Source organism: Pseudomonas solani (assembly GCF_026072635.1).
Classification (GTDB): domain Bacteria; phylum Pseudomonadota; class Gammaproteobacteria; order Pseudomonadales; family Pseudomonadaceae; genus Metapseudomonas; species Metapseudomonas solani.
This window is the reverse complement of record NZ_AP023081.1, coordinates 6,198,166-6,224,582: the sequence shown is the minus strand read 5'-3', so window position 1 is coordinate 6,224,582 and position 26,417 is coordinate 6,198,166. Positions and strand designations below refer to the sequence as shown.

The following is a 26,417-nucleotide window of genomic DNA, read 5'->3' as shown; positions in this document are numbered from 1 at the left end:
GGCAGACCGCGCAGGGTTGACGAACCGGCATACTGGAAACCGGCAGACCCGCGAGGGTCTCCCTGCGCGATCTGCCATAGAGCAGAGCAGCTAAAAACTGCATGCGCGCCGATGCCTGCAAAAAACGTCCGCCGTTTTTCGCATGCGCCTTGGCTACGCATTCGCGCCAGTATGTTCGGGTCGTCAAACCCGGCCGCGGGATTGACCGCGACCGGCGCAGGATAGGGAGCGAAGCGGAGGAGGGCAAGGGGCCGGGCTCAGCCGGCCGCCTCCACCAGCCGGGCGAGGCGCTCGGCCAGTTCCGCGCGGCGGAAGGGTTTGCTCAGCACCTCGGTGCCTTGGAGCTGCGCCGCAGTGAGGGTGGCGAAGCCGGTGATGATCAGTGCCGGCATGGCGATCTTGCGCTGGCGCAATTCCTCGACGAGCTGGGCGCCGGTCTGGTCGACCATGATGTGGTCGGTGACCAGCACGTCTGGCAGCGGGCCCTTCTCGATGATGCGCAACGCGGCGCTGGCCGAACTCGCTTCGGTCACCTGGTAGCCCAGGTCCTGCAGTTGCAGGGCGACGGTCTGGCGGACCATCTCCTCGTCGTCCACCAGCAGCACGTGGGTGGGTTTCTGTGGCGCTGGCGCGGCGTCGGCGAGGGGCGTCTCGTGGCTGCCCTGTTCGGCGCTGATGGGCAGCCACAAGGTCACCCGGGTGCCCTTGCCGGCTTCGGAGCCGATCGTGATACCGCCACCGGATTGCGCGGCCAGCCCCTGCACCATCGACAGGCCGAGCCCAGTGCCCTTGCCCACGCCCTTGGTGGTGAAGAAGGGCTCCAGGCAGCGGTCGAGGGTGACTTCGTCCATGCCGCTGCCGGTATCGCTGACGCTCAGGCTGACGTAGCGGCCCTCGGCGAGGCCCGGCACCCGGCCGGCGGGCACGGTGTCCAGCGCTGCGGCGAGGGTCAGCTGGCCACGGCCCTCCATGGCGTCGCGGGCGTTGACCGCGAGGTTGAGGATGGCCAGTTCGAGCTGGTGCGGGTCGACCACCACGGCCGGCAGGCGGCCGGGGATGTTCACCTCGACGTCTATCATCGGCCCCAGCGAGCGCTCGATGAGTTCGCGCATGTCGTTGACCAGCACGCTCAGGGCCACCGCCCGGGGGTTGAGCGTCTGCCGGCGGGCGAAGGTCAGCAGCCGGGCCACCAGCACCCGCGCGCGGTCGGAGGCCTGCAGGGCGCTGTCGATGAGGGTGCGGCTGCGCTCGTCATCCACGCGCCGGCGCACCAGTTCCAGCGAGGCCATGATCGGTGTCAGCAGGTTGTTGAAGTCGTGGGCGATGCCGCCCGTGAGCTGGCCGATGGTTTCCATCTTGCGGGCTTCGTGCAGTTGCGCCAGCGCCGTTTCGCGCTGCGCGACCATGGCCGTGACGCGGGCCTCCAGGCCCTCGTTCAGCTCCCGCAGCTGCGCCTCGGCCTGGATGCGCGAGCTGATGTCCATGCACACGCAGAGCATGCTGTTGACGCTGCCCTGCTCATCCACCAGGGGGGTGATCTGGCTGTGCACCCAGGCCGGTTCGCCGTCGGGGCGGGTGTAGCGCTCGGTCATCTCGAAGGGCGAGTCGGCGTCGAGGGGGTGCAGGTGCAGGTGCGCGGAGGGGCTTTCCGGGTGGGCGATTTCCTGCAGGCTCAGGCCGAGCAGGGCTTCGCGCGGCCGGCCGACGATCTGGCAATAGCGGTCGTTGACCAGGGTGAAGTGCCAGGTGCGGTCGTACACGGCAATGCCGGCGCTGGCCTGGTCGAACATGGCCGATATCTGCGCCGAGCTGGCGTGCAGGGCGCGCTCGGCACGGGCGTGGCTGATCAGCATCCAGGCCAGCTTGGCGGTTTCTTCCACCAGCCGGCGTTCCTGTTCGGAAAACACGTGGGGGTGCGCGTGGTGGATGACCAGCATCGCCTCCAACTGCTCATGGCGCAGCACCGGTACGTGCAGCGTGGCGGCCAGGCCAAGCTCGTGGGCCAGTGCCCTTTCGCCGGGGCCCAGGCCGGAGTCCTGGTGGAGGTCGTCGCGCGCGACGCTTTCGCCCGCCTGCAGCGAGGCCAGCAGGTTGGCGCCGAAATTGCGGTAGCGGTGGTGGCCGGCGGCGGAGCAGGCGTCGCGCAGGTATTCATGGCGCACGCTGAAGGTCTGCCCGTCGCCGTTGTCCTCGCCGAACAGCACCCGCGCCGCGCCCAGTTCCTCGCCGAGGCGGCGTGCGGTGAGGGTGGCGATGCGCTCGGGATCGGTGATCGAGGGCAGGATGCGGCCCAGTTCGAGGAGGAAGGCCTGGCGGTGCTCGAAGCGCACCCGTTCGGTGGTCTCGTTGACGATGCACAGCACGCCGCCCACCGCGCCATCCTCCTCGCGCATCGCCGAGTAGGAGACGTCGAAGTACACGGTCTCGCCGTGGCAGTGGCGCTCGATGTAGAAGGGGCGGTCCTTGGCGTGAAAGGTCTCGCCGGTCTCCCGCACGCCGCGCAACAGGGGTTCGAGGTCGTCCCAGAGCTCGCTCCAGTTTTCCTGCGCCGGGCGGCCCAGGGCCCGTGGGTGCTTGGTGCCGATGCTTGGCGCGTAGGCGTCGTTGTACAGCGCCACGTAGTCAGGGCCCCAGAACAGCACGATCTGCGCCTTGGCCGGCAGCACCATGGCCATCAGCGTCTTCAGCGCCGGGGTCCAGTCTTCGGGCGGGCCGAGCGGTGAATCCTTGCAGTGGCCGTGTCGCAGCAGCGCAGCGATGTCGCCGCCGTTGCGCAGGAAGCCGGGGGTGGCCGGCAGGGCATTCTCGCGGGGGGTGTCTTGAGGCGATTCCATGTCGTGGGTCAGGTTCCGCGCGTGGGCTGGTCAACAACTATGAGCGGCGAAGTCGGCCAGGCGTTCAGTCCATCTGCGCCTGAAGCGTGAGAAGAAAAGCAGCCGCGACGGCCGGCGGCAAGGCGGGGGAGCGGGGTTGCCCGACTGGTCTACCCTTTCCCTCTCTTGCAGAAGGACGAGACCGATGGAAGACATTCGCCACACCGCCGTGAACGACGCCCTCTGGGTGGCCCTGGAGGCCGTGCTGGCTGCCGCCGTGGACGCGGGGCTGGACCGCGAACAGCTGGTTCGCGCGGCCAAGCGCGAAGCTGCCACCGGGCTGAGCGCCAATGCCGTGCAGGCGCCGGAGTTCATCGAACTGGCGGTGCTGCGCCGGCATATCGGCCCGAAGATCTGAGCGCCCACCGACGGGCGCCCGGGCTCAGTGCAGGATGGCAGCGTTGCGCTTGCGTTCCTGTTTGATGCGGTACATCTCGCGGTCGGCGCGCTTGATCGCTTCCTCCGCGTCGACGCCCTCGGGCAGCAGGGCCACCACGCCGGCGCTGGCACCGCAGTAGTCGATGCTGCTCTCGCCACTCAAGGTGTAGTGCCCGACGGTGGCACTGGCCAGACGCTGTTGCAGGTGCGTGGCGGCACGGCTCATTTCGCTGGCCAGGTCCTGTTGCTCGCCACGCGGGCCCAGGGCCACGACGATGAACTCGTCCCCACCGGTGCGGCCGAGCATGTCGCTGGTGCGTAGGCCGTTCTGCAGGTTGGTGGCCACCTGGGTGAGGAACAGGTCCCCGGACTGGTGGCCGTGTTCGTCGTTGATGGCCTTGAAGCCATCGAGGTCCACCACCCCCACCAGCAAGTAGCGCTCCTCGCGCCGGGCCAGGGCCAGCAGGCGCGGAATCTCCGCGAGGATGGCGCGGCGGTTGTAGAGCCCCGTCAGCGCATCGGTCAGGGCCAGCCGGGCCAGCTCCGCATTGGTGCTTTGCAACTGCTCCACGAGGATTTCCCGCTCCAGGGAAAAGCTCAGCAGGCCGGACATCAGCAACAGTGTCGGTTCCACTTCCGGCGCGCGCGCCATCTGGCTGGCGCTGGCCGCACACACGGTGCCCAGCAGCCGACCGTCGCGGGCCCGCAGCGGAGCACTGACATAGGTGCGGATGCCCAGCGCCTTGGCCGCCTCGGAGTCCCCCCAGCATTCGGAGACATCGTCCGAATACAGGCGGTTCTCATCGAGCGCGCGTTTGCACAGGGTGTCTCCCCAGGGCACGGCGAGCCCTTCGGGAATCTCCATATCCCCCGCGTTGCGGGCGAACTCCACCCGCTGGACGCCGGCATCGAGGTCGATGGTGGTGAGGTAGGTGGATTCCATCCCGGTGACCTTGCTGAGCAGAGTCAGCAACGGACGAGTGAGTTGCTCGACCGTCTTGGCGTCGGGAACGGTTTCAGAAAGCAGAGACAGTAGGTTTTCCATGCTGAACTTCACTGGCGCATGACAGCGAGAATTGTTGCTCAACCTCCTTCCCGGTGAGTAGCTCCGTAATGCCGCGGTCTTCGAATATGCAGATTAGTCGACTTTTCCAGCGGCTTCGCTTGGTGTCGACCAACGCCCGCGCCCGCACTCTGCCGGTGGCTGCCCGTAGGGCGGGTGCAACCCGCGTGGCGTTGCATACGGCCCCGTTGGGTTGCACCCGACCTACAACCGCGGGCATGCGTGCGGGCTGCAAGGTCGCCTGGTGGATGAAAAGAGCGCCATCCACCCTACACACCGGTCGGCGCCGTGGTGCGGGTTGGGCAGGGTGCCGTAGGTTGGCGCCGAGCGCAGCGAGGCCCAACGTAGCGATGTTGGGCCCCGCCGTGCCTCAGGCCTTCACATACACCCAGGCCGCTGTGCCGGACTTGAGGGTCACCTGCACGCGCTTGTAGTCGTCGACCTCGTATTCATCGGCTGCCGCCAGTTCCCGGGCGGTGATGAGGAACACGGTGCCCGCGACCTCGCTGGCGGGGTCGTCGCTGGGCTGGACGATGGGGTGGTGGGTCTTGCCGCTGGTGCGCAGCACCTCCGGGTCGGTGATCTCCACCCAGTCCTGGCGGTAGCCGGGCATGGCGTCGGCCCGGCCTTGCAGCTCGCGGCTGAAGTTGGCCAGCTGCACGGCCTTGTCCTGCAGGGTGCCGTAGGAGAACAGCTGCTCGGTGGCGTCGGTGTGGTCGGTCATGCCAACAGGTCCTCGTAGAACGCACCGAAGGGCCGCTGCGGGTGGGCCAGCTGGATTTCCAGGATCCACAGGCCGACGTTGGGGCAAGCGGCGAAATCGCCCAGGTCGCCGGCGCGGTAGATGGCGTGGGGGAAGTCGCTGACGCGGTGGCCCTTGATGTCGAGGTTGAGCACCCAGCCCATGGCTTCGGCCTGTTCGGCGGCGTAGCGGTACAGCTCCTGGCCGGCCACCTGTTCTTCGCGCCAGTAGCGCTCGACCTGGTCGAAGAGGGTCTTGCAGGCGGCGGCGCAGGCCAGCATCTCGGGGTCATTGCCGGTGGTGAAGGTGGCGCCGGCGTCGCCTTCATGGCCGCCCCACACCGCGCCCAGGTCGATGAAGTAGATGTCGTGCTCGCCGAGCCGCGGGTCGCCGTCGGAGCGCTGCTTGAAGGTCTTCAGGGTGTTGGCGCCGAAGCGGATCAGCAGCGGGTGCCAGATGCGCTGCATGCCCAGCTCGGTGAGCACCTGCTTGCCGAGGGCGGTGGCCTCGGATTCCAGCATGCCGGGGCGAATCAGCTCCGAGAGCTGTTCGATGGCGCGCCAGGTCATGCTCTGCGCGTACTTCATGGCGTCCAGGCTGTAGAGCTCGCCCACGGCTTCCTTCGCTGCTGATGCAGTCATTCTTGCCCTCCAAGGCTGTATCGGCACGGTACCGAAGCGCAGTATTAAATTTTATACAGCGATGCCGATCAATGCTCAGTTGCGAACGGCCGGAGCGGTACACTTTGCCTTGCCCGCACCTCGGGTGCTGCTGTGCGTCGCAGGCCAAACGGGGTCGCCAGGCTCTATAGTTGCGCCATCCCCGCCGTACCTGCCGAGCCCTATCCGATGATCACGCGCCCCCAGAATCCTTCGATCCCGGTCCTGCTGTTCTCCCTCAAGGGGTCGATCATCCCGGCCATCTGGCGCAAGGTGCTGTTCACCGTGCTGATCAGCTCGGTGGTGGTGGCCACCCACGGCACGCTCTATCACTACAAGGTGATCCTCACCGCCACGCCCTTCACCCTCTGGGGGCTGACCCTGGCGATCTTCCTCGGCTTCAGGAACACCGTGGCCTACCAGCGCTTCTGGGAGGCGCGCACGCTGTGGGGCGAGCTGCTGATCGTCACCCGCAACCTGACCCGCCAGCTGCTGAGCCTGACCCCGGCCATGGCGCCAACCGAGCGCCGCCGGCTGGTGGATGCGCTGGCCGCCTTCAGCCATGCGTTGCGCGACCACCTGCGTGGCGGTGGCGACGGTGCGGACGTGCAGCGCCTGCTGGACGAGCCCACCCGCGCGCAACTGGCCGGCAAGGGCAACGTGCCCAGCGCGCTGCTGGGCCTGATCGGTCAGCGGGTGATGGCGGCGAGCCGCGAGGCGGGGGCGGGGGAGATGGTCCAGGCCACCCTCGACGAGCAGCTCTCGCGGCTGTCGTACGTGCTAGGCGGTTGCGAGCGCATCAAGAACACGCCCATTCCCTATCCCTACATCCTCATGCTGCACCGCATCGTCCACGTGTACTGCTTCCTGCTGCCGTTCTGCCTGGTGGACAGCATCGGCTGGTTCACGCCCTTCGCGGTCTGCGTGCTGGCGTACACCTTCTTCGGCCTGGACGCCCTGGGCGACCAGATATCCGACCCCTTCGACACCCAGCCTAACGACCTGCCGCTGAACGCCATGTGCCGCAACATCGAGATCACGGTGCTGGAGCTGCTGGACGAGCCGGCGCCCGAGCCGGAGCAGCCGATCAAGGGCGTGCTGCTCTGACTCCGGCGTCGTTCAGCTAGCGGTTTCAGGCCGTCTGCTCGAAGGCCTCCAGGGCGCGCAGCGAGTAGATGTAGGCTGCGCCGGCGTTGAGCGAGATGGCGGTGGCCAGGGCCTGGGCCAGTTCGGCCTCGGTGGCGCCGGCCTTGCGCGCGGCCTCGGCATGCACGCCGATGCAGCCGTCGCAGCGGGTGGTGATGGCCACGGCCATGGCGATCAGTTCGCGAGTCTTGGCGTCGAGCGCGTCGCCATCGCTGGCGGCAGCACCCAGGGCCTGGTAGGCGGCGAGCATCTTGGGGTGGGACTTGCCGAGCTTGCCGAAGGCTTTTTTAACGGCGGGAACGTAGTCGGACCAGTTGAACAGCATGATGGCTTCTCCTAGCTTTGCACGGGGCCGGTGATCGGCCGGTGAGGAGAGTGTCCCGCTGGCGCGCTCCCGGCGTTTTGCATTCCTGCCCATCCCTTTGCCGAAACGTCCCAATGCATGCATTCGACCACCTGATCGACCTGGCCAACCTGCGTGGCGTGCTGGACCTGCGCTGCCAGCTGCACGGCAACTGGGCCCTGGACCACCCACGCCTGCCGGCGGGCCAGGCCAGCTACCACATCCTGCTGCGCGGAGAGTGCCGCCTGGAACTCGCCGGCCAGCCGCCCCGACGCCTGCGCGCGGGGGAGATCCTGCTGCTGCCGCGTAGCGACTCCCACCTGTTGCAGGCAGACCAGACGGGACGCGTGCGCACCCCGCCGCCCCCGTACCAAGAGCCCGGGCGCATCCCGCTGCTGCGCATCGGCCAGGGCGGGGAGGGCTTCGAGATGCTCTGCGGGCGCATCCACTACAGCCCGGGTGCGACCCTGCTGGAGGCGCTGCCGGATGTGCTGGTGGTGCCGGCCGGGGAGGCCAGGCAGGGCCGGCTGGCCGCCGTGGTGGAACTGATGCGCCTGGAAGCTGAGGGCGAGGAGGTGGCCAACCAGGCGATGGTCGATGGACTGTCGGTGATCCTCTTCACCCTGGTGATGCGCGCCTACCTGCAGGAGCAGCATGAATTGCCGGGAATCTTCGCCCTGCTGCGCGACCGGCGCCTGGGCAAGGCGGCGCTGGCGCTGCTGGCGGACCTCTCGCGGGAGTGGCCGGTGGAGGCCCTGGCGGCCGAGGCGAACATGTCCCGCTCCAGCTTCATGCGCAGCTTCACCCAGCTCGCCGGCACCTCGCCCGGCGCCCTGGTCACGCGCCTGCGCCTGGAGCGTGCGCAACAGTTGCTGCTGGGCACGGCGATGAGCATCGGCGCCATCGCCCTGGAGGTCGGCTACCCGAGCCAGGCCTCCTTCAGCCGCGTGTTCCGCCAGCACCTCGGCGAATCGCCCGCAGCGTTCAGGCAGCGCAAGCGCGGGTAAGCGGGCCTGGGGCCGCTGGGTATCTCCTGTGGGAGCGGCTTCAGCCGCGAAAGACCTCCAGTAGGCACCCGGCTGGGAATGGCCGGATGCGCCATCACGAATGAACTCGCCCACGACGGGTATGGCAGCGGTGTTGTCTGGTGCACCTTCGCAGGGTGGAGTAGAGCGCAGCACACACGTGCAATCCCACTGTTATCCGAGGAGGGGATAGTGCGGGCTTGAGCGGTTGCGCATAGCCCGCTCCAGCACCACCTATCCCAACAACGTTCAACTGGAGGTTTGCATGACCACGTTCTTGACCCGTGATGGCACCGAGCTCTATTACAAGGATTGGGGCAGCGGCAAGCCCGTGCTGTTCAGCCATGGCTGGCCGCTGGATGCCGACATGTGGGAATACCAGATGCAGTACCTGAGCAGCCGCGGCTACCGCACCATCGCCTTCGACCGCCGTGGCTTCGGTCGCTCCAGCCAGCCGTGGAATGGCTACGACTACGACACCTTCGCCGACGACATCGCCCAGCTGATCGAGCACCTGGACCTGCGTGACGTGACCCTGGTGGGCTTCTCCATGGGCGGTGGCGACGTCAGCCGCTACATCGGCCGCCACGGCACCGGCAGGGTCGCCAAGCTGGCGCTGCTGGGCGCGGTGACGCCGATCTTCGGCAAGACCGCCGACCACCCGCAGGGCGTCGACCAGGCGGTGTTCGACGGCATCAAGGCCGGCCTGCTGCAGGACCGCGCGCAGTTCATCGCCGACTTCGCCGCGCCGTTCTACGGCATCAACCACGGCCAGCAGGTTTCCCTGGGTGTACTCACCCAGACCCTGAATATCGCCTTGCTGGCGTCGCTCAAGGGCACTATCGACTGCGTGACCGCCTTCGCCGGCACCGACTTCCGTGGCGACCTGGCCAAGGTCGATGTACCCACCCTGGTGATCCATGGCGACGACGACCAGATCGTGCCGCTGGAGGCTACCGGCAAGCTGGCGGCGGAGCTGATCCCCGGTGCCGAGCTCAAGGTCTACGCCGGCGCACCGCATGGCTTCGCCGTGACCCACGCGGAGCAATTGAACGAAGACCTGCTGGCCTTCCTCGCGCAGTAGTTACACCGCTTCGAACATCGGCTCCGCGCCAGTGGGGCGTGGAGCCGATGAGCCTGATGGACCCGATCTGATGCTGGCGGCTGACAGAGCCAGGCTATCGACCCCCAATGCTCGCTCTATTAGACCTCCGGTGCAGGGGGGCTAGTCTTGATCTGGCGTTGGGCTTGGACCGACGCCAACTGATGAAGGGATAACAACAGAGTCCTGCTGCAACCGTGGTTGGAACACCCTGCCAGTCAGCGCTCCCGCGTGGCCGTGACGGCCTTGCGTCGGGTCCGCTCCTCGGTGTTCCGGCCTGCGCGGGTTGGGCAGATGGACCAACGCGACCCGAGGTGAATCAAAATGTCGACCGAATCGAAATGCCCGTTCAACCATGCCGCTGGCAGTGGCACCAGCAACCGTGACTGGTGGCCCAACCAGCTCAACCTGAAAATCCTCCACCAGCATTCCTCCCTGTCCGACCCGATGGACCCGGACTTCGACTACGCCAAGGCCTTCAAGAGCCTCGACTTCGCTGCGGTCAAGCGCGACCTGACCGCCCTGATGACCGACTCCCAGGACTGGTGGCCCGCCGACTTCGGCCACTACGGCCCGCTCTTCGTGCGCATGGCCTGGCACAGCGCCGGCACCTACCGCACCGGCGATGGCCGTGGCGGCGCCGGCACCGGCCAGCAACGCTTCGCCCCGCTCAACAGCTGGCCGGACAACGTCAGCCTGGACAAGGCGCGCCGGCTGATCTGGCCGATCAAGCAGAAGTACGGGCGCAACCTGTCCTGGGCTGACCTGATCGTCCTCACCGGCAACGTCGCCCTCGAATCCATGGGCTTCAAGACCTTCGGCTTCTCCGGCGGCCGTCCCGATGTGTGGGAGCCGGACGAGGACGTCTACTGGGGCACCGAGACCGTCTGGCTCGGCGGTGACGAGCGCTACGGCAACACCAAGGCGGTGCAGGAGCCGGGCGACGGCACCCTGGTGGCCGAACCCGGGAAGCACGCCCAGGAAGAGAGCCGCACCAACCAGGGCGAGCGCAACCTGGAGAACCCCCTGGCCGCCGTGCAGATGGGCCTGATCTACGTGAACCCGGAAGGCCCTGAAGGCAACCCGGACCCGCTCGCCTCGGCCAAGGACATCCGCGAGACCTTCGGCCGCATGGCGATGAACGACGAGGAAACCGTGGCGCTGATCGCCGGCGGCCACGCCTTCGGCAAGACCCACGGCGCCGGCCCGGCCGACAACGTCGGGCCCGAGCCCGAGGCGGCAGGCCTGGAAGAGCAGGGCCTGGGCTGGAAGAACGCCTTCGGCAGCGGCAAGGGCGGCGACACCATCACCAGCGGCCTGGAGGTGACCTGGACCTCGACCCCGGCACGCTGGAGCAACGAGTACCTGGAGAACCTCTTCGGCTACGAGTGGGAACTGACCAAGAGCCCGGCCGGCGCCCACCAGTGGCGGCCCAAGGGCGGGGCGGGCGATGGCAAGATCCCCGACGCCCACGACCCGAGCAAGCGCCGCGCGCCGTCGATGCTCACCTCCGACCTGGCGCTGCGCTTCGACCCGATCTACGAGCCGATCTCGCGGCGCTTCCTGGCCAACCCGGACCAGCTCGCCGACGCCTTCGCCCGCGCCTGGTACAAGCTGATCCACCGTGACATGGGGCCGCTGTCCCGCTACCTGGGGCCGGAACTGCCCGCCGAGGAACTGCTGTGGCAGGACCCGATCCCCGCCGTGAACCACCCGCTGGTCGACGATGCCGACGTCGCCGCGCTCAAGGCCAAGGTGCTGGGTTCGGGGCTGTCGGTGGCGCAGCTGGTGTCCACCGCCTGGGCGGCTGCTTCCAGCTTCCGTGGCTCGGACAAGCGCGGCGGTGCCAACGGCGGGCGCCTGCGCCTGGAGCCGCAGCGCTCCTGGGAAGCCAACCAGCCCGAGCAGTTGAAGAACGTGCTGGCGATTCTCGAAAGCATCCAGGGCGAGTTCAACGGCGCCCAGGCCGGCGGCAAGAAGATCTCCCTCGCCGACCTCATCGTCCTGGCCGGCAGCGCCGGCGTGGAGCAGGCGGCGAAGAGCGCCGGGCACAGCATCACCGTGCCCTTCACGCCGGGGCGCATGGACGCCTCCCAGGAGCAGACCGATGTGGAATCCTTCGGCTTCCTGGAGCCCATCGCCGACGGCTTCCGCAACTACCTCAAGGGGCGCTACAGCGTTTCCGCCGAGCAGCTGCTGGTGGACAAGGCGCAACTGCTGACCCTGTCCGCACCGGAGATGACCGTGCTGGTGGGCGGCCTGCGCGTGCTCGGGGCCAACGTGGGGCAGAGCACGCACGGCGTCTTCACCGACCGCCCCGGGGTGCTGAGCAACGACTTCTTCACCCACCTGCTGGACATGGGCGTGGAATGGAAGCCGGCCTCGGCCACCAGCTACGAAGGGCGCGACCGCAGGACCGGCCAGGTGAAGTGGACCGGCACCCGCGTCGACCTCGTGTTCGGCTCCCACGCGCAACTGCGCGCCATCGCCGAGGTGTACGCCAGCGCCGATGCCAAGGACAAGTTCGTCAAGGACTTCGTCGCCGCCTGGACCAAGGTGATGAACCTCGACCGCTTCGACCTGGCCTGATCCACCCCCCGGGCTGAACCACGGCGCCTCCTTCGGGAGGCGTCGTGCATTCGGGGTGCGAGTGCCCGTCACTCGGTGCTGCATTCGACTCCGCCTGGTGGATGAAAAGAGCGTCATCCACCCTACACAGCGGTTGGCTCCGTAGGGCGGGTGAAACCCGCGTGGTGGGGGCGGGGGTGTCGGGTTGCACCCGACCTACAGGCTGCGTCGTAGGTTGGCGCCGAGCGCAGCGAGGCCCAACGGTGCGGTGTTCGGTTCCGCTGCGGGCATTCCCGTGGGAGCGGCTTCAGCCGCGAAAGACCCACTGCCGGCACTGGGCTGCGAGTGGGCGGATGTTTCATCGCGAATGAATTCGCTCCCACCAGGCGGTGCGGCGGTGCGGGGCTCGATATCGCCTGGTGGATGAAAAGAGCGTCATCCACCCACAACGGTCATGCCCGCGCGGGGACGGTTCCCCCTCTATCCCCGCGCGGCGACCGATTCCAGGTAGGCGCAGAGCATGTCGGCCATGGCGTCGGCGTAGCGCTCGATCTCCTCCGCCGTGCGCGGGCGCTCGGAGAATTGCTTGCCCACGGTGCCGAGGGTGGTGGTGACCAGGTCGCTGGCCAGGGTGCGGGTGGCGCCCGGGGCGGCGGGCAGTACCTCCTCCATGAAGGTCTCGAAGATGCGCCCGGCAGCGGCCTTGGCTTCCTGCGCTTCGGGGGCGTCGCGGTAGAGCGGGGCGGCATCGTCGAGGGCGACGCGCATATCGGCTTCCTCGCATTCGGAGCGGAGGAAGGCGTGCACCAGGGTGCGCAGGCGTGCCAGCGGCGGGGTGGCGAGGTCTTCGAGGATGCGGCGCAGCAGCTCGCTGGTCTGGCGCCACTCGTCGCTCTGCAGGCGGAAGAGGATGGCCGCCTTGTTGGGGAAGTACTGGTACAGCGAGCCGACGCTGACACCGGCGCGCTCGGCCACCCGGGCAGTGGTGAAACGCTGCGCGCCTTCCTTGGCCAGAACCTGAATAGCGGCCTGGAGGATGGTGGCCACCAGCTCGTTGGAGCGGGCCTGCTGGGGTTGCTTGCGCGAGGAAATACGCGGGTTCTGGCGTTCGGTCATGGCGGGGCCTGGCAATGCGAATAGTAAAACCTGACGGATTGATCGCATTCTATTCCGGCGCCAACGATGCGCTCAATGACTCCTGGAGACCTTGCATGAACACCCTGACCGATACCCACCTTGCCGCCCTGCTGGACCGCCTGTTCGCCGAGGCCGACACGGCCTGGCAGACCCTGGCGAGCACCCTGACCGACCTCCCCGAAGGCGAGGTGGCGCGGCTGATGCGGAGCAAGACCGAATACCGCGAGTTCTACGGCCGCCTGAAGGATGTCGCGCTGCCCGTTTCCCGCGAGACCGGGCGCCTGCTGTACCTGCTGGCGCGCAGCAGCGGCGCGCGCACCATAGTCGAGTTCGGCACCTCCTTCGGCATCTCCACGCTGCACTTGGCAGCGGCCCTGCGCGACAACGGCGGTGGCCGCCTGATCACCAGCGAGTTCGAGCCCACCAAGGTGGCGCGGGCCCGGGGCAACCTTGCCGCCGGCGGTCTGGAGGACCTGGTGGAGTTCCGCGTGGGCGATGCGCTGCGCACCCTGGCCCAGGACCTGCCCGACTCCATCGACCTGCTGTTGCTCGACGGTGCCAAGGCGCTCTACCCGGAGATCCTCGCCCTGGTGGAAAGCCGCCTGCGCCCCGGCGCGCTGGTGATCGCCGACAACGCCGACCACTGCCCCGAGTACCTGGCGCGGGTGCGTGAGGCCAACAGCGGCTACCTCTCGCTGCCCTTCGCCGAGGACGTGGAGCTGTCCATGCGCCTGGCGGTGGATTGACGCCGCAGCCAAAGAAAACCCCGCGCCAGGCAGGGTTTCGGGTCGGTGCGGCGGTGGCCGATCAGATGGGGATAGGAGCCGGGGCGGGCGCCGGGGTCTTGTGGTCGTCATCGCTGTTGGACCAGCCGCCACCGAGGCCGAAGTCGACCGATTGGCTGCCCAGGTTGTAACCGACGTCCGCGCCGCTGAAGTAGCCCTCGCCCTGGTAGGCGACGCCGATGTTCGGGCGGAAGGCGCCCGCCTGCACCAGGTAGTCCAGGCCCAGGGAACCGACGGTTTCGTTGTCCTCGTCGTTGGAGAAGGCCTTGACGCCCACGGACAGGCCACCCCCGCTGCCGAAGACATAGCTCAGGCCGACGCCGAAGCCGACATCGGCACTGGCGAGGGTCGGGGTGAGAGCGCTGCCCAGCAGGGCGGCGGAGGCTAGCGCGATTCGGAGTCTGTTCATGGGGTGGGCTCGCTGCATGGGGAAGGTGCTTGAACGCTAGTCGGCGGATGGGCGTTCGTCCATCGAGGCGGGCTGCCAGCCGGGCTGTAGAGCACCACCGAGGCACGCAGCTTGCTGCCGCCGAACAGGCGCATGCGCTGGAAGCGTGCGTGGCTCACCGGCATGTGCTGGCAGTCCAGCGCCTGGCGGTGGCGGCTGTGGTCGATGTCCGGGTCGTGGAGGTAGACGAAATCCTCGTCGCAGCCGGTGACCAGCACCCAGTGCGGGGCCTTGGTGCGGGTCAGCTGGTAGCTGCTGATCAGCACCAGCGGCAGGCCGCCCTCGGCGAGCAGCGCCGGCAGGTCCTGGCGGCTGGCAGGCACCTGCTCCACGTCGCTGGCGCGCAGCTCGTCGCAGAAGGCCTCGTGCACCAGGCGCATCACCTCGCGCTTGCCTTCGCTGCGCACGCCGCTGAGGAACAAGGGGCCTTCGACGCTGACCTGCAGGCGCACGCGAAAGCCCCGGCGCCAGGCGGCCAGGGCCAGCCCCTGGGGGCTGCAGCCGCCGTGGCCGGAAGTCATGAACACCGTGGTCGCCTCGCGCCACAGCTGTACTTCCTCGCGCCGCGAGAGGGGGCGGCCGGGCTGCAGGCCGGCCATGGCCATCATCAGGCAAGCCGGGCCGCAGGTGAATTCGGTGCTCTGCTGGTAGTAGGGCACCGCCCGCGCGGCGTCGAGGGGGCGCTGGACGATGCGCTTCTCGTAGCGCAGGGCCTGGGCGTGGTCCTCGTAGTAGTCGTCGACACAGGCGAAGCGGCGGTAGCCGGCCTGCTCGTAGAGGCCGATGGCGGCCGGGTTGTCCGGGCGTACCTCCAGGCGCAGGTAGGCGCAGTCGTGGTCGCGGGCGCGGCGTTCGGCCTCCGCCAGCAGCGCCTTGCCCAGGCCGTGGCCACGGGCCTGCGGGGCGATGGCGATGGAGTAGAGCCGCGCCAGCGAGGTGCCGCGGTGGAACAGCAGCAGCGCGTAGCCCATGACCCGGCCGGCGGCCTCGGCCACCGCCAGGCTGGCGTGGGCGCGGGCGATCATCCACTGGAAGCTGCGCGGCGACAGGCGATCGAGTTCGAAGCACTGGTTCTCCAGGTGGAGCAGGGCGTCGAGGTCGTCGGGGCGGGCATCGCGAAAGCTGAAATTCATGGCGCTTCCTGGCTCAGGCAGGGGGCCGGGCACGGTTGCGCCCGGCGCGAGGGGCTTAGCGGCGGGGTGTCCGTCGCGACGCCTTGTCGCGCGCCTGTCGCGCCAGGTCGCCGGGCTTCATGCGGCTGTCGACGTAGTTGATGGCGATGCTCAGGGCGACGATGGCGACGAGGACGCTGAGGGCGATGTGCAGGGGTTCCATGGGGCTTCCTTGGGGTGAGTGATGCCAGCGGGCGGGATGCCCGGCGGCGGTTGCGAGTGGGGGGCGTTGCGTCAGCTGGCCGGGGGCGATGCGCGGGCGGCCACCAGCCGGCGCAGGGCCAGCAACATCAGGCCCGCCAGCACGGCGAGGGCGAGGACGAACAGCGGGTAGGAGAGCCACCAGGGGATGGCGGCGGTCATCATGCTGAACTCGGACATGCCGCCGATGCCGGCGATCAGGTTGAGCGGCAGGAACACCACGTTGATCAGGGTGAGCTTGCGCAGCATCTCGTTCATGGTGGTGTTCAGCAGGCTGCCGCGCGCCTCCATGAGGCCGGCCAGCACCGTGGAATAGATTTCCGCCTGCTTGATGCACTGGTCGTTCTCGATGATCAGGTCGTCGAGCAGCTCCAGGCTTGCCGGGGGGAAGCCCAGGCGCTCGCCCTGGCTGCGCAGGCGGGCCAGCACCGCGCCGTTGCCGTGGATGGCGTTGAGGTAATACACCAGGCTTTCGCTGAGGCCGAGCATCTGCAGCAGGTGGCGGTTGTGCTGGCTCTGGTTGAAGCGCTGCTGCAGTTCGCGGGCGACCAGCTTGATCACCTTGAGGTGGCCCTCGTAGTGGTGGATGTTGCCCAGCAGGATGGCCAGCAGCACATCCAGCGGCTGGTGCAGGTCATGGCGCCCGGAGAGGCCGCCGAGCAGCGAGTCGGCGTTGGAGATCAGCACCAGTTGGCGCTCGTCCAGGAGCATGCCGAAGGAGGACACCTCGAAGGCGAAACGCTCGCCGCCGGAGTAGTTCTCCGGGCGCTTCCAGATGAGGAACAGCGAGCCGGCGCGGAATTCCACGCGGGCCACCTCATCCGGGTCCAGGGCCGAGGCCAGGGCATGGGCGTCGAGGCCGAAGCGGCTGCGCAGCCACTCCAGCTCCTCGGCCTCGGGGGCGATGCACAGCTGCAGCGGCGCCGCGTCGTCGGTGCAGGGGCGCAGGGTGCCGTCGGTCAGCCTGTAGCTCTGGCGCATGGGCCGTGCTCCTTCAGTGGGCGCCGCCACGGCGCTTGAGTTCGAGGCGGCGGATGAAGTCCTCCAGCACCAGGCTATAGAGCTCATCGCGCAGGTGGGCGTCCTCGATGCCGGCGTCGAGGTTGGGGTTGTCGTTCACCTCGATGACCTTGACGCTGCCGTCCACTTCCTTGAGGTCGACGCCATAGAGCCCGTCGCCGATCAGGTTGGCGGTCTTCAGCGCCAGCTCCACCACCGCCTTCGGCGCCTGTTCCACCGGCAGGGTGCGGCATTCGCCGATCACCTCGGTGCCCTGGGCCTTGTGGTTGACGATCTGCCAGTGGCCCTTGGACATGAAGTACTGGCAGGCGAAGATCGGCCGGCGGTTGAGGATGCCGATGCGCCAGTCGTATTCGGTGAAGAGAAATTCCTGGGCGAGGAGCAGCACCGAGTGCTCGAACAGCCCGGCGCTGGCCTCGCGCAGCTGCTGCAGGTTCTCCACCTTGATCACCCCGCGCGAGAAGCAGCCGTCGGGGATCTTCAGCACCAGGGGGAAGCCCAGGCGCTCGCCGACCTTGTCCAGCTCCTGGGGGTTGTCGCGGTAGAGGATTTCGGTGGCCGGCATGCTCAGGCCGTGGCTGCGCAGCAGGTCGGTGAGGAACACCTTATTGGTGCAGCGCAGGATCGACGCCGGGTCGTCCATCACGATCAGCCCCTCGCTCTCGGCCTTCTTGGCGAAGCGGTAGGTGTGGTCGTCGACGCTGGTGGTCTCGCGGATCAGCAGCGCGTCGTACTCGGCCAGGCGCGAATAGTCCTTCTTCTCGATCAGGTCCACTTCGATGCCCAGGCGCTTGCCGACCCGCACGAAGTTCTCCAGGGCGCGGGCATTGGAGGGCGGCAGCGGCTCGTCCGAGTTGTGCAGGATGGCCAGGTCGTAGCGCGCCACCCGGCGCGAGCGCGGCAGGCGCCAGACCTTGCGGTTGAAGCCGTCGAGGGCGCTGGCGAACTGGTCTTCCTGGGCCTCGCGCAGCTTGTGCAGCGAACCCGGGCGCAGGCCGGCGATGCGCCAGGTGTCGCCCTTGCGTACGTCCACCAGGAGGATGGGGCAGGGGAAGGCCTCGAACAGCTGGCGGGCGATCTCCTGCAGCGGTTCGAAGTCGGTGCGGCCGAAGTACAGGCTGAGGGTGAAGCCTTCGGTGTTGGCCCAGGGGTGCTGGGCGAGGGCCTCTTCCAGGGACTTCTCCAGGTCGTCCAGGGCCAGGCCGTAGAGCGACTTGCGCGCCAGCTCGCTGATGGTGCGCACCGAGGGGATGACCTTGTGCCCGCGCGCCTCGGCCAGCAGCGAGCAGTAGTAGCCGTGGCCCAGGTACTTGTAGTGGCGGCACAGGTTGATGACCTGGACCTTCTTGTCCAGCTCGCCGCCCCGCGACTGCTCGAGGTACTCCCGCGCGGTGAGCATTTCCTCGCTGGGGATGTAGGAGGACCAGTCCTCCTTGCGCTCGACGATGATCAGCACCTGGCCGCCGTTGCGCCGCTGCAGGAGGCCCTGCGCGAGGCCGACGGCCTGGAGTGGGTCGGGGGGGATGCTGCTGAGACTGGCTTGAACCGAAGACATCTTCACGGGCCCGCTTGAGAGGTGGTGCGCCTCAATTAAGCAGTAAGCCGCGGCCCTGTCTCGCGTCGTTACGCAGGCTTTACGGGGCGTTTGCGAACCTTACGCAAACGTTGCGCAGCGGGCGTTCGACGGGCTCCGATGCGGCGCGCGCAGATGGGCGCTTCCTGCCGTGGAAATGGCCCGGGCCTCCGTACGACGGTGCCTCGCTCGCCCGGCCCGGGGACACGCGCGGATCGCCTCGCGCCGCTCTGCGCCGTGACGTTCGGCCGCGCCCGGTGCCTCGCCCACCAAGGACCGTGAAGGGCGAGCCTAGTCCCAACGGACTATGACCGGCCCCGCCTCTCGTTTCGATAGTGGCCTCCCCCATGACTGAGCTCGGCGGCATCTCGCCAACCGGGTTGGAGGCCAACAATGACAACAACAGCGTGCTTCACCCTTCCGGCCCTGGCCGGCCTGCTGCTGGCCAGCACCACTGCCGCTGCGGCGCTCTTGGAGCCCGGTGACGAGGTGAAGATCCAGGCCAGCCACGTGATCTCCTACGGGCTGGCCTGGCGTACGGAGAAGCCGGCCCACGCCCTGGGCGGCAACGACAACGCCAACGGCAACGACGGCAACAACGCCTTCAAGCGCGGCAGCCTGATCAGCCACCGCCTGGGCATCGTCAGCGACGCCGACATCAGCTACCGCAAGGACTTCGGCCTGTTCATCCGTGGCAGCGCCTACTACGACGACGTCTACCACCGTGGCAACGACAACCGCACGGGCACCTCCAACTGCTTCGCCGCCGGGCAGTGCTCGCGCCCCGACCGCTTCTCCTCGCAGACCCGCGACGCCCATGGCGGTGGTTTCGAGCTGCTCGACAGCTACCTCTACGGCACCTGGCACATCGACGGACGACCGCTCAACCTGCGGCTCGGGCGGCAGGTGGTCTACTGGGGCGAAAGCGTCTACAACGGCAACGGTGTCGCCTCGGCCATGAGTCCCTTCGATGCCACCAAGTCCAACGTGCCGGGTGTCGAGGTCAAGGAGCGCACCCTGCCGGTGGGCCAGCTGTTCGCCTCCTTCGGCCTCACCGAAACGCTCGACCTGCAGGCCTACTACCAGTACGAGTGGAAGAAGACCCGACTCAGCGCGGTCGGCAACTATTTCTCCACCACCGACCTCATCGACAAGGGCGGCTTCAGCAACGCCACCGGGCGGTTGCAGCGCCTGCGTGACGACGAGCCCGGCGACAGCGGCCAGTTCGGCCTGGCCCTGCGCTACGTCGCCGAGCGCTTGAACAACACCGAGTTCGGCGTCTACCGCCTGCGCTACCACGCCAAGACGCCGGTGGTGGACACCAACGTCAATGGCGAGATCAGCGTGCAGAACCACCTGCCGCTGGCGGTGAACATCGGCGGCGCCCGACACACCGCGCGGGGCCGCACCGGCCAGGCGCTGCTCTCGGTGACCCACGGCTTCGGCCACACGCCGTTCGCCGACAACTTCACCCTCAACGGCGAGGTCGGCTACAACCGCGTGCTCGACAACGACAGCGCGCACCTGGCCGGGCGCGCCGCCAGCGACGAGCTGTGGAACGACCGCTCGGCATGGGGCTACACCCTGAGGGCCAGCGCGCGCTACATCGAGGTCCTGCCCGGCTGGGACCTTTCCATTCCGGTTTCCTTCAACCAGGGCGTGAACGGCAAGTCCTCCCTCGGCAGCTACAGCCGGGGTCGCAACCGCCTGTCCGTCGGTACCACCTGGGAGCACCTCGGCAACCTGTCGCTGGAGGCGAGCTACAACGCCTACCTCGGCAGCCCGGCCGACAACGCCCAGACCGATCGCGACCACATCGCCTTCAGCGCCAAGTACAGCTTCTGACCGCCTTCGACCCCATACGACAGGAGGACCTTCCATGTCCCGCCAATCCGATTTGCGTCACCTTCTCCTCGCCGCCGCCATCGGCCTCAGCCCCTTGACCGAGGCCGCTCTCAGCGAGGCCGAGCTCGCCAGTCTCGACCAGGACCTCACGCCCATGGGCGCGGAGCGAGCCGGCAATGCCGACGGCAGCATCCCGGCCTGGAGCGGGCGTTGGCGCGGTGCGCCGGAGCATGTCGACTTCGCCGGCAGCGGCTCGCTCCAGCCCGATCCCTATGTCTCCGAGCGCCCCCTGTTCCGCATCACGGCCGAGAACGTCGGGCAGTACCAGGAGCGCTTGAGCGATGGCCAGGTGGCGTTGTTCAAGCGTTATCCGCAGAGCTACTGGATGGACATCTACCCGAGCCATCGCGACTTCCGTGCCAGCGAGAACATCGAGCGCCACCTCCGTGAGAATGGCCGTACTGCAAAGCTGACCGAGGACGGCCATGGCGTCACCGGCGCCTTCGGCGGATCGCCTTTCCCGATACCCCGCAGCGGCAACGAGCTGATCCTCAACCACTCCCTCCAGGGGCGCGGTCCCGGCGAGGAGGGGATCTACACGCTGGTGGTGACCCTGGCCAACGGCAAGCGGGCACGCCAGGTGCAACATCACCAGACGTTCAACGTGTGGACCAACCCCGATAACCCCCGCGTGGAGGTCGAGGCTCCCATCCTCAGCCACTTCATGTACAAGACCCTGGAGCCGACCCGCGAGCTGGGCAAGATCACCTTCGGCCACGGCTTCGTCGACCCCCTCGCCAATGCGCAGCAAAGCTGGCAGTACGACCCCGGCAGCCGGCGCGTCAGGCGGGCCCCCAACGTCGGCTACGACAACCCCTCCAGCGGCGCCAGCGGCAGCCTGCGGGTCAACGACGACAGCCGCATGTTCAACGGGGCGTCGGATCGCTACGAGTGGACCCTGCTCGGCAAGAAGGAGCTGTTCATCCCCTATCACAACTACCGCATCAACGACCCGGCCTTGAGCCTGGCGGCCCTCACCGAGACCCTGGGCCATCCCAACCCTGCCGCCTTGCGCTACGAGCTGCACCGGGTGTGGGTGCTGGAGGCCCGGCTCAAGACCGGCAAGCGGCACATCTACGCCAAGCGCCGCTTCTACCTCGACGAGGACACCTGGGGCGCCGTGCTCGCCGACAGCTACGACGCGCGCGACTACCTGTGGCGCACCAACCTGCAGACCACCTTCTACGCCTACGACACCCAGAGCTACCAGGCCGGGCCGTCGGTCTACCACGACCTCATCTCCGGCGCCTACCTGGTGGATCGGCTGACCAACGAACACGCGCCGATACGCCTTTCCGAGCTCGCCCACGATGCCAGCGATTTCACCCCCGCCACCGTGCGCAAGCGCGCCAAGTGACCCGCCGAGGAGCAATGGCAATGACCCGGATCTGCCTGGTTTTCAGCTTCGCGCTGTTCTGTGGCCTGGCCCAGGCCACCACCCTGCCGCTGGCCCGTGACCTGCCCGCCGCCGAGCGGGAGGCGCAGCGGCTCTTCGCCTTGCCCAGCGTCCCGAACCTGCGGGACCTGGGCGGCTATCGCACCGCCGATGGGCGCACGGTGAAGTGGGGCCTGCTCTACCGCGCCGGCACCCTCGATGCGCTCGAGGAGGCCGACCAGCGGGAACTGCAGCGCCTGCAACTGCGTCGCCTGGTCGACCTGCGCAGCCGCCAGGAGATCGACGACGCCCCCGATCGCCTGCCGCCGGAGCTGGCTGCCCTGCGGGTGGAGATGCCGGTGCGCGCGGGCACCATCGACGTGCGTGAGCTGAGCCGGCGCATCAACGGCGGGGACATCGGCGACCTTCGGCTGGATGACCTGCTGGTGGATGCCAACAGGAGCTTCGTCCGCGAGCACCGGCAGGTCTTCAGCGACTGGCTGCATGGCCTGCTCGACGAACAGGGCACGCCCGTCCTCTATCACTGCACGGCCGGCAAGGACCGCACGGGCTTCGCCTCCGCCATCCTGCTGCTGGCGCTCGGCGTGCCGGAAGGCACTGTGATGCAGGACTACCTGGCCTCCAACCCGTACCTGGAGGACAGGAACCGGCGCATCGGCGAGCGGGTCCGGCAGGCCTCCGGCGGGCGTACCGATCCCGCCATCCTGCAGCCTCTGCTGGAGGTGCGGCCCCGGTACCTACAGGCGGCACTGCAGGCGATGCGCGAGGACTACGGGACGGTTGAGGGGTTCCTCAGGGACGGGCTCGGTATCGACGACGACCTGCGCGCGCGGTTGCGCGAGCGCTTCCTCGAGCCGCTGGCCTCGCGTTAGAAGACCGGGGCCGCCGGGGTTGCCGGAGAGGCGTTTCGCTCGATCCGCCTTGGCAGTTGGCGGGAGTCTGCTAGCGTCAATCCGGCATCCACCGTTTCGATCACGTTCGCGCTCGGGTGGGGGGCAAGGCGCCGGGGGTCGACTTCTCACATCCGTGCGAGACCTTCGGTGGTGTGCCCGTGGGGCGATGACGTGAGGGCGTCGCCGACGCTTCCAGCCTTCCCAAACTTGCTCGGACAAGGAGTCTTCGATGAAACATGCATTGGCGTTGGGCGTGGCGCTGGCGCTTTCCACCGCGCTGGTCGGCTGCTCGAGTACGGTTACCCAGCCGGATGAGTATTCCGGGTTCCTCTCCAGTTACGGCAGCCTGCAGGAGGCGACCACTCCCTCCGGCGCGCAAGTGATGCGCTGGATCGACCCCAAGGTGGACATCGGCCGCTACACCGCCGTCTACGTCGAGCCCACCCAGTTCTACCCACGCCCCCAGGCCACCGAGAAAATCCCCCAGAGCACCCTGGACGGCATCACCCGCTACTACGACACGGCGCTCAAGCGCGAAATCAGCAACAGCCTGTCGCTGGCCAGCAAGCCGGGGCCGGGCGTCATCGTCGTGCGCGCGGCCATCACCGGTGTCAGCAGCAAGACCGAAGGGCTCAAACCCTATGAGGTCATTCCGGTGGCCCTGGTGGCAGCGGCGGTGAGTACCGCCAGTGGCATCCGCGACCAGGAGACCGAACTGGCCACCGAGGCGCAGTTCCTCGATGGCGGCAGCAACAAGGTGATCGCCCAGGTGGTGCGCAAAGGGACCGGTACGCCGCTGGAGAACAGCGCCCAGGTGATGCAGCCGGCGGATGTCACGGGCGTTATCGACGGCTGGGCCAAGGACATGAACCAGAGCTACCAGAAGCTCAAGGCGAAGTAGCGCGCCCTCAGCCCGCCCTGGCGGGCAGCTCCAGCTCCATGGCCTGGGCCAGCAGCGCGGAGCCTTCGCGCAGCGGCTCCGGCTCGCCGATGGGGCGGAAGCCCTGGGCGCGGTACAGGCCCATGGCCGGGCTCTCGGCCAGGGTGACGCCGAGACGCACGCGGCGCACGCCCAGGCCTTGCGCCCAGGCCAGGGCATCGGCCAGCAGTGCGCGGCCGGCACCGAGGCCACGGCGCGCCGGGTCGACCCACATCTGGTAGAGGTCGGCCACGGCGGGCTCGCTGGCCGAACGGCGACACCAGAGCAGCCCGCAGGCGGCACCCTCATCGAGCGCGAACAGCACCCGGTCATTGCTGGAAGCAATCGCGTTGGCGATCCGGCTCGCCCAGGCGTCGTCCGGCCGCGTGTGCTCCGCTGCGAAGGTGCTGCCGAAGGCCTCCGGCGAGTCGCGCAGGGCCTGCAGGCGCAGGTCGCGGTAGGCCGGCCATTCGCCGGCCTCTATCGGGCGTATGCGCAGCGCCGTCATTCGGCGGTCCACACCGCCAGCTCGTAGCCGTCCGGGTCGATGAAGTGGAAGCGACGCCCGCCGGGGAAGGCGAAGGCTTCACGGCTGATGGTGGCACCGGCGGCCTGCAGGCGGCTCTGGGTCTGTGCCAGGTCGTCGGCGTAGAGGATCACCAGCGGGCCACCCGGGCGCACCGGCTCACCCGTGGTGAAGCCGCCAGTGAGGCGGCCGTCGGTGAACTCGCTGTAGGTGGGGCCGTAGTCGGTGAAGGTCCAGCCGAAGGCCGCGCCATAGAAGGCCTTGCTGCGGGCGATGTCGGTGACGTTGAACTCGATGTTGTCGATCTGGCGGTCGTTCCCTCGGGTGCTCATTGGCGGCTTCCTTGACGTGTGTGGAGGGCCATCTTAGAGCCCTCCGCTCGCTATCGGAAGCGCGATCAGCGTTGGTCTTTGCGTTCCCGAGTGGCGTGCCAGCAGATCAGTGAGCCGGCGGTAACCAGCACCGCACCCTGCCAGAACTGCAGCGTCAGGCTGGCGCCGAGCCAGGCCGCGGCGAAGGCCGAGGAGAGCACCGGGGCGAAGTAGGAGGCGGTGGCCAGCAGGGTGAGGTTGCCGCGCAGGATGCCGATGTTCCACAACGCGTAGCCGCCGGCCATGGCGATGCCGGCGGCGAATAGTTCGGCGCCGCCACGCAGGGTGAACTCAGGCAGTGCCTGGCCGGCGAAGGCGAACTTCAGCCAGAGCACGGCCGCCGTGAGGATGAAGAAGAACGCCACGTGGTTCTCGCCCCGGGCATAGCGCCGGGTGACGTTGCAGTAGAGCGCGAAGGTGATGGCGCAGGCCGTCGCCAGGCTGTAGCTCAGCGGGTTGGATTGCACGTTGGCGATAAGGCTCGGTAGCGACAGCCCATCGGTGCTCACCACCCAGAGGATGCCGAACAGCGCGATGGCGGTGCCGGGCAGGATCAGCCAGCGCGCCGGCTGACGGTTCATGACGATGGCCAGCAGCACCGTGAGGCTCGGCCACAGGTAGTTGACCACGCCGAGCTGGATGGCCTGGTTGCTGTCGAGGGCGTAGCCCAGGGCCAGGGACAGGCAGATCTCGTAGGTGACGAACAGCGCCGTGCCGGTCACCAGGTAGAAGCGCGAGCTGGACCGCAGGCGCGGCCGGCCCAGCAGGGTGATGAGCAGGATGGCGCCGAGGCTGTAGATCAGCGCCGCGCCGCCGATGGGACCGAAGAAGCCGCTCACGCTGCGGATCAGCCCGGAGGCGGTGCTCCACAGGAGGATGGCCGCCAGTCCACACGCCGTCGCGCTTCGCCCACTGCTGATCCGCATCGTTCACCCACAGGAAAAAGGCGGTGATTCTACAGGCCCGAGCGGCTCAGGGGGCGGTTTGCGGCCGTCTCCGCCAGCCGCTGTCGGATGACGGCCAGGGCGTCGCGGAAGATCGGGTGCCATTCCTCGGTGGGCTCGACGTCCAGCGGGTGCCAGAAGAAGCGGAACACATGGCCGCCATCGTCGGCCGTGTGGTGGCTCCAGGCATCCGCCAGGTCTGCGGCCGCCCGGCAGAGGTGGAAGGCCCAGGTGTGCCCGGTGGGGGTGGCTTGCCAGGTGCCCAGGTCGAGGATCGCCTCGCCCTGGATGCCGGCCTCTTCGGCCAGCTCGCGAACGGCCGCCGCCGCGCTGCTTTCCCCGGGCTCGACGCTGCCCTTGACCAGCTGCCGGCCCGCCAGGGGGTGGAGGAAGGCCAGTACCTCCAGCCTGTCGCGCTGGCGCAGCACCACGGGGCAGGCCTTGTCGACTGCGATCACAGGGTCATGACCATCTCGTGCCAGGCCATGCCGCCGTGGTCGGACGGGGAGGGCCGCACATAGGCGTAGCCCATGCGCCGGTACAGCTCGATGTGGCGCTCCTTGCACATCAGGTGGATGGTCGCCTTGCCCATCTCGCGCATGCGCTGCACGAAGGTGCGCATCAGCAGCGTGGAGAAGCCCTTGCCCTGGTGCGACGGGTCGACCACCACCGACATGATCACCACGTTCGGCGCGGCGGCGTCATGGCCCACCAGCTCCTTGAAGGCATCGTCGGACATCACCACCTCCTGGGCGCAACCGCTGTTGATGAAGCCCACCACCTCGCCGTCCTGCTCCAGGATCAGGAAGCCTTCCGGGTACTGGGCGATGCGCGTCTCGATCTTCTCGCGGGTCGCAGCCTCGTCGCCTTCATAGGCGGAAATCTCGATCTGGTAGCAGCGGTCGGTATCGGACAGGGTGGCGTTGCGGAAACTGGGCGTGCTCATGGAAGACCTCGATGCAAGTGCGGCGCGGCATGGTAAAGCAGGGGCCGGAGCCTGGACAGGTGCGGGGTTCGGCCTCGCTGCGAGCGCCCCCGGTGGGAGCGGCTTCAGCCGCGAAAGACCCGCAGCCGGCACAGGGCTACGCGTGGGCGGGTATTCCATCGCGAATGAATTCGCCCACGAGGCGGGCGGCGGTGCTGGCGGCAAGATTCTTTGGTGGATGAAAAGAGCGCCATCCACCCTACACACCGGTCGGCGTCGTGGTTTGGGTTGGGCACGGTGGCG

26 protein-coding genes are annotated in these 26,417 nt (G+C 68.2%); 10 read left to right on the top strand and 16 right to left on the bottom strand.

The window, feature by feature from the left end:
- Positions 1 to 257 precede the first annotated feature (257 nt).
- A complete protein-coding gene (locus PSm6_RS28170; protein WP_265168936.1) occupies positions 258 to 2,834 on the bottom strand; it encodes a PAS domain S-box protein in 2,577 nt (858 codons plus the stop codon).
- A gap of 184 nt (positions 2,835 to 3,018) precedes the next feature.
- Here PSm6_RS28170 and PSm6_RS28165 point away from each other — a divergent pair, with 184 nt between their 5' ends.
- Positions 3,019 to 3,231: a hypothetical protein gene (locus PSm6_RS28165; protein WP_021220043.1), complete on the top strand. Its 213-nt coding sequence runs from the start codon at positions 3,019 to 3,021 to the stop codon at positions 3,229 to 3,231.
- Positions 3,232 to 3,255: 24 nt separating this feature from the next.
- On the opposite strand, the gene PSm6_RS28160 is transcribed toward PSm6_RS28165, so the two are convergent.
- The 3 genes from PSm6_RS28160 to PSm6_RS28150 all read right to left on the bottom strand — a co-directional run bounded on the left by PSm6_RS28160 (position 3,256) and on the right by PSm6_RS28150 (position 5,697).
- Positions 3,256 to 4,296 (bottom strand): GGDEF domain-containing protein, encoded by a 1,041-nt coding sequence (locus tag PSm6_RS28160; protein ID WP_265168935.1) that lies wholly within the window; start codon positions 4,294 to 4,296, stop codon positions 3,256 to 3,258.
- Positions 4,297 to 4,684: 388 nt separating this feature from the next.
- Complete coding sequence (locus PSm6_RS28155) at positions 4,685 to 5,038, bottom strand: gamma-glutamylcyclotransferase family protein (protein ID WP_265168934.1); 354 nt, start codon at positions 5,036 to 5,038, stop codon at positions 4,685 to 4,687.
- Positions 5,035 to 5,697, bottom strand: a complete 663-nt coding sequence (locus PSm6_RS28150) for a M24 family metallopeptidase (RefSeq protein WP_265168933.1) — start codon at positions 5,695 to 5,697, stop codon at positions 5,035 to 5,037. Before PSm6_RS28150 ends, PSm6_RS28155 begins: the two co-directional genes overlap by 4 nt.
- A gap of 207 nt (positions 5,698 to 5,904) precedes the next feature.
- On the opposite strand from PSm6_RS28150, the gene PSm6_RS28145 reads away from it, so the two are divergent.
- Positions 5,905 to 6,822, top strand: a complete 918-nt coding sequence (locus tag PSm6_RS28145) for a bestrophin family protein (protein WP_265168932.1) — start codon at positions 5,905 to 5,907, stop codon at positions 6,820 to 6,822.
- 25 nt (positions 6,823 to 6,847) lie between these two features.
- On the opposite strand, the gene PSm6_RS28140 is transcribed toward PSm6_RS28145, so the two are convergent.
- Positions 6,848 to 7,186, bottom strand: coding sequence for a carboxymuconolactone decarboxylase family protein (locus PSm6_RS28140; RefSeq protein ID WP_021220047.1), 339 nt, complete (start codon positions 7,184 to 7,186; stop codon positions 6,848 to 6,850).
- A gap of 113 nt (positions 7,187 to 7,299) precedes the next feature.
- Here PSm6_RS28140 and PSm6_RS28135 point away from each other — a divergent pair, with 113 nt between their 5' ends.
- From PSm6_RS28135 to katG, 3 genes are all read left to right on the top strand, one after another.
- A complete protein-coding gene (locus PSm6_RS28135; protein WP_021220048.1) occupies positions 7,300 to 8,211 on the top strand; it encodes an AraC family transcriptional regulator in 912 nt (303 codons plus the stop codon).
- 283 nt (positions 8,212 to 8,494) lie between these two features.
- Positions 8,495 to 9,313, top strand: a complete 819-nt coding sequence (locus tag PSm6_RS28130) for an alpha/beta fold hydrolase (protein WP_021220049.1) — start codon at positions 8,495 to 8,497, stop codon at positions 9,311 to 9,313.
- A gap of 342 nt (positions 9,314 to 9,655) precedes the next feature.
- On the top strand, positions 9,656 to 11,920 hold the full coding sequence (katG, locus tag PSm6_RS28125; RefSeq protein ID WP_021220050.1) for a catalase/peroxidase HPI: 2,265 nt from the start codon (positions 9,656 to 9,658) through the stop codon (positions 11,918 to 11,920).
- A gap of 459 nt (positions 11,921 to 12,379) precedes the next feature.
- Here katG and PSm6_RS28120 read toward each other — a convergent pair whose 3' ends face one another.
- Positions 12,380 to 13,015, bottom strand: a complete 636-nt coding sequence (locus PSm6_RS28120) for a TetR/AcrR family transcriptional regulator (protein ID WP_021220063.1) — start codon at positions 13,013 to 13,015, stop codon at positions 12,380 to 12,382.
- A 95-nt stretch (positions 13,016 to 13,110) separates the two neighbouring features.
- On the opposite strand from PSm6_RS28120, the gene PSm6_RS28115 reads away from it, so the two are divergent.
- Positions 13,111 to 13,782, top strand: a complete 672-nt coding sequence (locus PSm6_RS28115; RefSeq protein ID WP_043242110.1) for an O-methyltransferase — start codon at positions 13,111 to 13,113, stop codon at positions 13,780 to 13,782.
- 61 nt (positions 13,783 to 13,843) lie between these two features.
- Here the strand turns inward: PSm6_RS28115 and PSm6_RS28110 are convergent, their stop codons facing one another.
- From PSm6_RS28110 to PSm6_RS28090, 5 genes are all read right to left on the bottom strand, one after another.
- Positions 13,844 to 14,230, bottom strand: a complete 387-nt coding sequence (locus PSm6_RS28110; RefSeq protein ID WP_021220065.1) for a hypothetical protein — start codon at positions 14,228 to 14,230, stop codon at positions 13,844 to 13,846.
- The gene (locus PSm6_RS28105) at positions 14,227 to 15,402 is read right to left on the bottom strand and encodes a peptidase C39 family protein (protein WP_021220066.1); all 1,176 of its coding nucleotides are present in this window, start codon (positions 15,400 to 15,402) and stop codon (positions 14,227 to 14,229) included. Before PSm6_RS28105 ends, PSm6_RS28110 begins: the two co-directional genes overlap by 4 nt.
- Before the next feature lie 55 nt (positions 15,403 to 15,457).
- Positions 15,458 to 15,604 (bottom strand): hypothetical protein, encoded by a 147-nt coding sequence (locus PSm6_RS28100; RefSeq protein WP_021220067.1) that lies wholly within the window; start codon positions 15,602 to 15,604, stop codon positions 15,458 to 15,460.
- A gap of 71 nt (positions 15,605 to 15,675) precedes the next feature.
- The gene (locus PSm6_RS28095) at positions 15,676 to 16,623 is read right to left on the bottom strand and encodes a magnesium transporter CorA family protein (RefSeq protein WP_265168931.1); all 948 of its coding nucleotides are present in this window, start codon (positions 16,621 to 16,623) and stop codon (positions 15,676 to 15,678) included.
- A gap of 13 nt (positions 16,624 to 16,636) precedes the next feature.
- On the bottom strand, positions 16,637 to 18,217 hold the full coding sequence (locus tag PSm6_RS28090; RefSeq protein WP_265168930.1) for a RimK family ATP-grasp domain-containing protein: 1,581 nt from the start codon (positions 18,215 to 18,217) through the stop codon (positions 16,637 to 16,639).
- A 411-nt stretch (positions 18,218 to 18,628) separates the two neighbouring features.
- Between PSm6_RS28090 and PSm6_RS28085 the strand changes: the two genes are divergently transcribed.
- The 4 genes from PSm6_RS28085 (at position 18,629) to PSm6_RS28070 (ending at position 23,330) form a co-directional block, all read left to right on the top strand.
- Complete coding sequence (locus tag PSm6_RS28085; RefSeq protein WP_265168929.1) at positions 18,629 to 20,080, top strand: DUF1302 domain-containing protein; 1,452 nt, start codon at positions 18,629 to 18,631, stop codon at positions 20,078 to 20,080.
- A 34-nt stretch (positions 20,081 to 20,114) separates the two neighbouring features.
- Positions 20,115 to 21,497 carry a DUF1329 domain-containing protein gene (locus PSm6_RS28080; protein ID WP_265168928.1) on the top strand — a complete coding sequence of 461 codons (1,383 nt, stop codon included), beginning with the start codon at positions 20,115 to 20,117 and terminating at the stop codon, positions 21,495 to 21,497.
- Between the two features lie 20 nt (positions 21,498 to 21,517).
- Positions 21,518 to 22,408 (top strand): tyrosine-protein phosphatase, encoded by an 891-nt coding sequence (locus PSm6_RS28075; protein ID WP_265168927.1) that lies wholly within the window; start codon positions 21,518 to 21,520, stop codon positions 22,406 to 22,408.
- 250 nt (positions 22,409 to 22,658) lie between these two features.
- Entirely contained in the window at positions 22,659 to 23,330 is a 672-nt protein-coding gene (locus PSm6_RS28070) for a DUF3313 domain-containing protein (RefSeq protein WP_265168926.1), read from the top strand.
- A 7-nt stretch (positions 23,331 to 23,337) separates the two neighbouring features.
- Here the strand turns inward: PSm6_RS28070 and PSm6_RS28065 are convergent, their stop codons facing one another.
- The 5 genes from PSm6_RS28065 to PSm6_RS28045 all read right to left on the bottom strand — a co-directional run bounded on the left by PSm6_RS28065 (position 23,338) and on the right by PSm6_RS28045 (position 26,135).
- A complete protein-coding gene (locus PSm6_RS28065; RefSeq protein ID WP_265168925.1) occupies positions 23,338 to 23,856 on the bottom strand; it encodes a GNAT family N-acetyltransferase in 519 nt (172 codons plus the stop codon).
- The gene (locus PSm6_RS28060; RefSeq protein ID WP_265168924.1) at positions 23,853 to 24,206 is read right to left on the bottom strand and encodes a VOC family protein; all 354 of its coding nucleotides are present in this window, start codon (positions 24,204 to 24,206) and stop codon (positions 23,853 to 23,855) included. The genes PSm6_RS28065 and PSm6_RS28060 overlap by 4 nt, the downstream gene beginning before the upstream one ends.
- 65 nt (positions 24,207 to 24,271) lie before the next feature.
- Positions 24,272 to 25,171, bottom strand: coding sequence for an aromatic amino acid DMT transporter YddG (yddG, locus tag PSm6_RS28055; RefSeq protein ID WP_265168923.1), 900 nt, complete (start codon positions 25,169 to 25,171; stop codon positions 24,272 to 24,274).
- A 29-nt stretch (positions 25,172 to 25,200) separates the two neighbouring features.
- A complete protein-coding gene (locus tag PSm6_RS28050; protein ID WP_043242208.1) occupies positions 25,201 to 25,644 on the bottom strand; it encodes an NUDIX hydrolase in 444 nt (147 codons plus the stop codon).
- Positions 25,644 to 26,135: a GNAT family N-acetyltransferase gene (locus PSm6_RS28045; protein ID WP_021220078.1), complete on the bottom strand. Its 492-nt coding sequence runs from the start codon at positions 26,133 to 26,135 to the stop codon at positions 25,644 to 25,646. Before PSm6_RS28045 ends, PSm6_RS28050 begins: the two co-directional genes overlap by 1 nt.
- Positions 26,136 to 26,417 lie beyond the last annotated feature (282 nt).

Excerpts from the sequence above, each read along its gene's own strand:
- PSm6_RS28170 (WP_265168936.1), bottom strand. The coding sequence starts at position 2,834 with ATGGAATCGCCTCAAGACACCCCCCGCGAGAATGCCCTGCCGGCCACC.
- PSm6_RS28165 (WP_021220043.1), top strand. The coding sequence starts at position 3,019 with ATGGAAGACATTCGCCACACCGCCGTGAACGACGCCCTCTGGGTGGCC.
- PSm6_RS28160 (WP_265168935.1), bottom strand. The coding sequence starts at position 4,296 with ATGGAAAACCTACTGTCTCTGCTTTCTGAAACCGTTCCCGACGCCAAG.
- PSm6_RS28155 (WP_265168934.1), bottom strand. The coding sequence starts at position 5,038 with ATGACCGACCACACCGACGCCACCGAGCAGCTGTTCTCCTACGGCACC.
- PSm6_RS28150 (WP_265168933.1), bottom strand. The coding sequence starts at position 5,697 with ATGACTGCATCAGCAGCGAAGGAAGCCGTGGGCGAGCTCTACAGCCTG.
- PSm6_RS28145 (WP_265168932.1), top strand. The coding sequence starts at position 5,905 with ATGATCACGCGCCCCCAGAATCCTTCGATCCCGGTCCTGCTGTTCTCC.
- PSm6_RS28140 (WP_021220047.1), bottom strand. The coding sequence starts at position 7,186 with ATGCTGTTCAACTGGTCCGACTACGTTCCCGCCGTTAAAAAAGCCTTC.
- PSm6_RS28135 (WP_021220048.1), top strand. The coding sequence starts at position 7,300 with ATGCATGCATTCGACCACCTGATCGACCTGGCCAACCTGCGTGGCGTG.
- PSm6_RS28130 (WP_021220049.1), top strand. The coding sequence starts at position 8,495 with ATGACCACGTTCTTGACCCGTGATGGCACCGAGCTCTATTACAAGGAT.
- katG (WP_021220050.1), top strand. The coding sequence starts at position 9,656 with ATGTCGACCGAATCGAAATGCCCGTTCAACCATGCCGCTGGCAGTGGC.
- PSm6_RS28120 (WP_021220063.1), bottom strand. The coding sequence starts at position 13,015 with ATGACCGAACGCCAGAACCCGCGTATTTCCTCGCGCAAGCAACCCCAG.
- PSm6_RS28115 (WP_043242110.1), top strand. The coding sequence starts at position 13,111 with ATGAACACCCTGACCGATACCCACCTTGCCGCCCTGCTGGACCGCCTG.
- PSm6_RS28110 (WP_021220065.1), bottom strand. The coding sequence starts at position 14,230 with ATGAACAGACTCCGAATCGCGCTAGCCTCCGCCGCCCTGCTGGGCAGC.
- PSm6_RS28105 (WP_021220066.1), bottom strand. The coding sequence starts at position 15,402 with ATGAATTTCAGCTTTCGCGATGCCCGCCCCGACGACCTCGACGCCCTG.
- PSm6_RS28100 (WP_021220067.1), bottom strand. The coding sequence starts at position 15,604 with ATGGAACCCCTGCACATCGCCCTCAGCGTCCTCGTCGCCATCGTCGCC.
- PSm6_RS28095 (WP_265168931.1), bottom strand. The coding sequence starts at position 16,623 with ATGCGCCAGAGCTACAGGCTGACCGACGGCACCCTGCGCCCCTGCACC.
- PSm6_RS28090 (WP_265168930.1), bottom strand. The coding sequence starts at position 18,217 with ATGTCTTCGGTTCAAGCCAGTCTCAGCAGCATCCCCCCCGACCCACTC.
- PSm6_RS28085 (WP_265168929.1), top strand. The coding sequence starts at position 18,629 with ATGACAACAACAGCGTGCTTCACCCTTCCGGCCCTGGCCGGCCTGCTG.
- PSm6_RS28080 (WP_265168928.1), top strand. The coding sequence starts at position 20,115 with ATGTCCCGCCAATCCGATTTGCGTCACCTTCTCCTCGCCGCCGCCATC.
- PSm6_RS28075 (WP_265168927.1), top strand. The coding sequence starts at position 21,518 with ATGACCCGGATCTGCCTGGTTTTCAGCTTCGCGCTGTTCTGTGGCCTG.
- PSm6_RS28070 (WP_265168926.1), top strand. The coding sequence starts at position 22,659 with ATGAAACATGCATTGGCGTTGGGCGTGGCGCTGGCGCTTTCCACCGCG.
- PSm6_RS28065 (WP_265168925.1), bottom strand. The coding sequence starts at position 23,856 with ATGACGGCGCTGCGCATACGCCCGATAGAGGCCGGCGAATGGCCGGCC.
- PSm6_RS28060 (WP_265168924.1), bottom strand. The coding sequence starts at position 24,206 with ATGAGCACCCGAGGGAACGACCGCCAGATCGACAACATCGAGTTCAAC.
- yddG (WP_265168923.1), bottom strand. The coding sequence starts at position 25,171 with ATGCGGATCAGCAGTGGGCGAAGCGCGACGGCGTGTGGACTGGCGGCC.
- PSm6_RS28045 (WP_021220078.1), bottom strand. The coding sequence starts at position 26,135 with ATGAGCACGCCCAGTTTCCGCAACGCCACCCTGTCCGATACCGACCGC.